Annotated in this window: 1 protein-coding gene; it reads right to left on the bottom strand. The window is 71.8% G+C overall.

All coding sequences use genetic code 11. The features are described 5' to 3' along the window. On the bottom strand, positions 1-5,774 hold a 5,774-nt coding region (locus H5J30_RS15500), incomplete at both ends, for a Tc toxin subunit A-related protein (RefSeq protein ID WP_309505542.1).

The raw sequence follows: 5,774 nt of genomic DNA, 5'->3' as shown, positions 1-5,774 counted from the left end.
CGAAGTGGTGACGCGGACCGGCAGCGCCCCCTGGAAGAGCCGCAGGTACGGGGTGTCGGTGCCCGGCGCGGTGTCCCGGGACAGCACGAGCACCACTTCGACCCTGCCGATGCGGATGCCGAAGTCCCGGAAGAGGTACGGGAAGCGGTCCTTCGCGACGGCGAACTCCAGCGCGGCCGGCTCCGTCCCGGCGGGGGAGAGGAAGCGGGCCCACCGGTCCGCGTACTCCCGCCGCCCGCTGAACGCGCGGAACAGGCCCTTGCCGCCGCCCGCGTGCACCCAGCGGGTGAGCCCGTCGCGCAGGTCGTCCTCGGCGGCCTCGGCCAGCGTCGGCCCGCCGTCACGCGCGGTGTAGCGCATGTGCAGCACCACGTCGGTGACGGAGGCGTAGTCGAACTGCCGGAACTTCGCCGGGAGTTCGAGCTGCCATTCGCTGATCGCGCCCTCCCCTTCGAAGGGCAGGTACCGCTCGTCGCGCAGGTCGGTCTCGAAGAGCCCGGCGTCTTCCTGGCCGGTGCTGGTGACGATCGACTGGACGGGTCCCGTGTGGTCGCGGAAGCGCGGGTCGGCCGCCTTGTCACGGCCGTACGGCTGCCCGTCTGAGGTCCGCGGGTCGATCCGGACGCTGCTGTGCAGCAGCCGCGCGGTCAGGTTGACCGAGGTGTACGGGCCGGCCACGCACGGCACCGTGAGGGCGACGCTCTTGATCCGCCGCTGGTAGTGGCCGGGCCCGTCGACGTCGAAGAGCGCCTCGGGCAGCGAGACGAAGCAGCGGCCCGTCTCCTTCAGCCGCAGCAGCGCCGCGGGGTCGAACTGCGCGAGCGGGATGCGCTTGGTCAGCTCGAACTCGCGGGCGTCGGCCTCCAGGTAGGCGGCGTCCAGCCGGCCCAGGTCGGCGGCCAGCCGGTCGCCGGCCAGCAGCCCCCTGTGCAGGCTGTCCCAGTAGCCGAAGGTGATGAAGTCCGAGTCGGCGACGCCCAGTTCGTGCCGCCACGAGCGCTCGGCGCGCTTCGCCACGTCGTAGGCGAGCTGGTACGCCTGGAAGTACGTGGTGGACAGCCGGCCGACCATCCAGTCGTACAGCTCGGCGCCGGTGAACTTGCCCTTCAGGAAGTCCGCGACCTCCCGGGCCTGCTCCCGCTGCACGTCGTGGTTCTCCAGCTCCCGTTCGGCGACGGCGTGCCGGATCTCGGCCGCGGCCGTCTGCTTGTCGAGCTGCGCGCCCTCCAGCCGCGCCTGGTCCGCCTGGAAGGCCCAGTCCTCGGCGCGGCGCTGGTAGCCGCCCTGGGTCTGGGCCACCGACGCCTGGGTGGTCAGGTTCGAGGCGTAGGAGCTGAGCGAGCCCGACGAGCTGTTGATGGCGCCGGTGAGGTTGCTGCCGCCGAACTCGAATCCGGTCGTGAACGGGGAGCCCACCTTGGCCTGCCCCAGGAGGCTGGTGACGGTGCCGAGGGCCTGGATGCCCGTCGCGATGTACTGGTAGGTCTTCGCGGTGGCGGACAGGTCGGCGTACGAGGTCTCGTACCCGTTCACGTACTCCCGGGTCGCGTAGTACTCGCGCCGGTGCTCGGCGACGGCCTTGGCCCGTACGGCCGCGTCGTACGCCTCGCCGGCCTCCCGCACCTGCTGTCTGCGCACCTCGCGGGCCGCGTCGAGCAGCGCCGTCTCGTGCCCGGCGCGCAGCCGCGCGAGCGCCTCGGCGTCCCGCTTCTCCAGCGCTTCGAGCAGCCGGGCGCCGAACTCCCGGACCTGGGCGGCGAGTTCCTTCGCCTGGGCGGCCACCCGGGCGAAGCGGTAGTGCGGCAGGGGGGCGCTGATGTCGTCGAGCACCTGGCCCGGGTCGACGCCCGCGGCGGCGGCCCGCGCGAGCAGGGAGGGGTCGATCGGGGGCCCGAAGAGGGCCGCGTCGCGCCGTACGCCGTCGATGTCGAGCGCGTTGCGGATCTTGAACAGCCGGTCGGCGACCGTGTCCCAGTAGCCGGCGAGCTTGTCGTTGCGGGGGAGGCAGAAGTACTGCAGCCAGCGGAGGTTGACGCCGGGCAGCAGGTTCGGCGCCGCGTCGCCGCGGGCGCCGGCGGCGCCGCCCGCGAGCAGGTTCTCCACGGCGACGACCGCGTCGGCGAGCGGCCGGTCGCTGTCGAGGAGCTGCCGGTAGCTCTGCGGGTCCGGGGTACGGCGGGTGATCTCCTCGGGGCGGCGGCCCAGCAGTTCGGCGGCGAGGACGTAGAGCTGGGTGGCCTGGTTGATGGTCTCCAGGGTGTCCTGACGGAACAGCCGGTCGCCCCAGGCGATGAGGTTGTCCAGGTACTTCATCACCACGGCCTTCTGGTAGGCGGTGGTGCGGGTGCGGGCGACCGCGTCCGGCTGGAACGGGTTCCTGAGCCAGTTCCGTACCGCGTTCAGCGTCTCCTCGTCGCCGCCCGCGGCCTTCTCCAGGACCCGTTCGACGCGCTGCTCGTAGTACGTGTCGCTGCCGGCCTCGAAGAAGGGCTTGGTGATCCAGAAGCGCTGCGGCCGCTCGACGTCCGCGTCCCGGTTCGTGGGGTCGAAGATCCGGTGGAACCACTTCAGCGCCTCGTCGAAGCGCTGCCCGGCCGACAGCCGCTCGGCGATCAGCAGCGGCACGTGGAAGAACAGCTCCCAGTTGTACTCGGCGTACGAGTCGCCCAGCACGAACGAGACGGACTCGGTGGGGTACGGCTTGACGATCCGGTCCTTGTCGCCGGTGTGCGGGTCGTACATGTCGGGCGAGGCGAAGTCGAACGGGCCGGTCCACCACTCCGGATGGAGCTGGAGGTTCCGCTCGTACACGCCGGCGAGCCCGTGGCGCGCGTACTCGTCCAGGAACGCGCTGGTGTGCGGGTGGTACAGCGCGATGAACCGGAAGTCGACCCGCGTGGCCAGTTCCGCGGCGAAGGCGCCGTCCCCCAGCGCGTCGCCGTCGGCGGCCTGCCCCGGCCCCGCCGCCGGGACCGGCACGTCGTACCCCTCCAGCAGGTAGGTGCGCCTCCCGTCGGAGAAGTACTGGAGGTAGCGCTGCGACCGGTCGCCGGACTGCTGCGACTCGTAGTGGCGGTACAGGTGCGGCCCGGGGGTCGCCTGGAGCAGGTAGATGCTGCTGGGGAGGCCCGGTTCCGAGGTCGGGTCGATGACGGACAGGTGGCCCCAGGCGAGGCCGGGGATGATCTCGTCCTCGACGCGCTCGTTGGAGGAGATGACGGTGAAGCTCGTGCGGGGCACCGGCATCGGGCCGGTGTACGTCTCCCTCGGCCTGAGCTCCATCGAGTAGGTGTAGACGCTGTTCCGCAGGCTGAAGCGGAAGTTCCCCGAGATGTGGTGCGTGGGGTTCGGCGAGATGACGTCGCTGTACACCAGCCACAGCAGCAGGTCCCCGGTCGCGGTGTCGATCTCGGGCAGCAGCACGTACGTGTCGATGTTCGCGGCGGCGGGGATGCCGAAGCGGAGCTGCGTGAACAGCGCGCCGTCGGCCAGCTTCTTGGCCTCCCAGCCGCCGTCCGCGTACCGGCTCCAGTGGAGCTGGATCTTCCAGTACTTCAGCGGGTCCGGCAGGTCCGCGCCCGGTTCGAGCTTGAAGGGCACCTTCTCCTGCTGCTCGGTCAGCGACGTCCAGAACAGGTACAGGTGGCCGTTCCACACGATGGGGACGATCGCGTCGGTCTCGAAGTCCAGGTCGACCTTCTCCCACGGCGACCAGGTGGTGCGGTTCTCCCAGCGGCGGAAGTAGTAGCCGCCGGGGGACGATTCGGTGCGGGCGAAGACGTACACCGTCTCGCCGTCCGGCCCGGCGTGCCGGTACGAGCCGATGGGCCGCAGGTGCGCGATGTCGTCGAGCTTCTCCAGGTAGTGCAGGAACGCCTTCTCCGCGTTGGCCTCGGTCAGCTCCTTCTGCATCAGCTCGTTCTCCAGCTCCGCGAACTGGGGCGACTTGCCGAGCCGCAGGTCCGGCTCGAAGTAGTTCTCCGGGTAGAGGAAGACCTTCTGGTTCGCCTCCCACAGCCGGTACGCCTTCATCCACTCCCAGCGCCGCCAGTACTCCTCGTTCGGGCGGACGAAGATGTCCTCCAGATTGAGCTGGATGCGCTGGATGTAGAGCTGCACGCTGAAGATCGCCTGCGCGATCCGCGTGGTGAGCTGGGCGGGGCCCATCTCCACGTCGACGAGGAAGTAGTCGAAGAGCGTGTTGGTGTCGTGCCAGTACGGCCGGTCGTCGTGGTCGAGGCGGGGGTTGGCGATCAGATGGCCGACCAGCGCCGCCCGCTGCTTGTCGCGCAGCGCGTCGCGCAGCGTCCCCCCGGCCGCGGGCCAGTCGGCCAGGCTGTGCCGGGCCTTCGCCGCCTGCCAGGCCGACTGCGCGGCCTGCGGGGCGAGGTCCTCCGGCAGCCACTCGGCCGCCCGCTCCGCGGACACGCCGAGCTTGTGCACCAGGGTGATCGCGGCGAGCAGTTGCAGCAGGCCCTCCTCGCCGTAGAAGTCGGCGGGCGCGGTGAGGTCGAGCAGGCCGCTGCCGGTGAGCACGTCGAGGTCGGCGCGGTCCCACTGCGTCTGCCGGGCGAGTTCGGCGAGCACGTCCGCGATCGCGGCACCGGGGACGCGGGCCGCGGCGAACACGGCCTGGAGTGCGGGTGCCCGGCCGGGGATCCGGTCGCGGAGCCGCGCCAGACCCAGCAGCCGTACGAACCGCGCGAACAGCGGCGACGGGCCGGGCAGCACCTGGGTCGGCAGCGCGTTCGGGTCGAGCCAGCCGCCGGACGCCGCGTACCCGAAGAGCCACGGGATCTCCTCCGCGGTCACCGACAGCCGGGACAGCAGCAGCGCCACGCGGTGCACCAGCACCAGGGTGGTGAACTGCTCGGGGAAGCCCCGCGGCGTCACCGCCACCGCCGGGTCGCTGCCGACGAACCGCGGCGCGAGGAAGTCCTGCAGCGCGGTCGGCTTCGAGGGCGAGCGCAGCCAGGTGCCCAGCAGCACGTCCGCGCTCGCCGCGTCCAGCCCCGCGGCCTGGCCCACCTGCTGCTTCACCGTGGTCTCGCTCAGCGCGCGGCGCAGGTGCGGGTTCAGCCGCTCCAGTACGAGCCGGAAGCGGGCGGCGGGCGAGGTCCTGCCGTCGAACAGGGCGCGCCGGTCGGCGGCGGTGAGGAACACGTCGGCGGGCGCGGGCGGTTCGTCCTGGACCCGCGCCAGGGTGTCGACGGCCTGCCGGTACGCCGCGTCGTCCCAGCCGGCGCGGACCGCGGCGAGGTCGTCGGGCGGCAGGTAGGCCCGCGAGCACAGCGTCCGGCGGGACACGTCGTAGAACACGGTGCCGGACAGCTTCGCCGGGAGTTGCAGCGCGGGCGGCTCGGTGTCGAGGGGCGCGGCGTACAGCGGCGGGCGCAGCGCCTTCATCCGGGTGGCGGTGAAGGTGCGGGGTGCGTCGTAGAGGGTCTGCACGGCGGCGCGCCAGGCCGTCGTCGCGCCGGGCAGCCCGAGCAGCGTCTCCCGCTGGGCGTTCGTCATCGGCCCGGTGAACACCAGCAGCCCCGTCTCGCCGTCGTAGCGGACCGGGATGCCCGAAAGCCGGTACAGCGCGTCGGGTACGGCGTCGGTCGAGACGGTGTACGCGAGCGTGCCGAGCAGCGTGGAGACGGCCTCCTGGACGAGCGCGGTGTCCCAGCCGAGCAGCGCGAGGTCCTTTTTGGTCACCTCGCCCTTCTCGTCGCTGGTCTGCGCGGTCTGCCGGTAGACGGCCTGGAGGGCGCCGCGCAGCGCGGTGA

It is taken from the genome of Streptomyces phytophilus (genome assembly GCF_013870535.1).
GTDB lineage: Bacteria > Actinomycetota > Actinomycetes > Streptomycetales > Streptomycetaceae > Streptomyces > Streptomyces phytophilus.
The sequence above is the reverse complement of the archived record's forward strand: the minus strand, read 5'-3'. Positions and strand labels throughout refer to the sequence as shown.